The sequence below is a fragment of the Veillonella sp. HPA0037 genome (assembly GCF_000411535.1).
Classification (GTDB): Bacteria; Bacillota; Negativicutes; order Veillonellales; family Veillonellaceae; genus Veillonella; species Veillonella atypica.
In genome coordinates, this window is the sequence record NZ_KE150483.1 from 885,303 (window position 1) to 886,012 (window position 710).

The following is a 710-nucleotide window of genomic DNA, read 5'->3' on the forward strand; positions in this document are numbered from 1 at the left end:
GTCGCACTTGTAGATGCACTGGATGCACTTGTGGATGCTGCATTGGCAGAATCAGCGGCATTAGATGCCGATGTACTTGCAGAAGAAGCAGATCCAGCTGCATTGGATGCGGATGTACTTGCTGCCGTCGCACTTGTAGATGCACTGGATGCGCTTGTAGATGCCGCATTAGCAGAATCAGCGGCATTGGATGCTGATGTAGATGCAGATGTCGCGCTTACTGCTGCGTTAGATGCAGATGTACTTGCTGCTGTTGCACTCGTAGATGCACTTGATGCTGACGTAGAAGCCGCATTAGCAGAATCAGCTGCATTAGATGCTGACGTAGATGCAGATGTTGCACTTACTGCTGCATTAGATGCGGATGTAGACGCCGCTGTTGCAGATCCTGCTGCATTAGTTGCACTTGTACTTGCATTAGATGCAGATGTACTTGCTGCTGTTTCGGATGCCGCTGCGTTAGATGCAGATGTAGAGGCTGCGGCTGCTTTACTGGATGCTAATGCTGCACTATCCGCTGCATTAGATGCCGATGTAGATGCCGCTGTTTCAGACGCTGCTGCGTTAGTTGCACTAGTAGAAGCAGCTGTCGCACTTGTACTTGCATTAGATGCAGATGTACTTGCTGCTGTTTCGGATGCCGCTGCATTAGATGCGGATGTAGAGGCTGCCGCTGCTTTACTGGATGCTAATGCTGCACTATCCGCTGC

General features: G+C 50.6%; 1 protein-coding gene. It reads left to right on the forward strand.

The features are described 5' to 3' along the window. Nucleotides 1-710: hypothetical protein (locus HMPREF1477_RS09755; protein WP_016475917.1), on the forward strand; the 710-nt coding region annotated here is incomplete at both ends.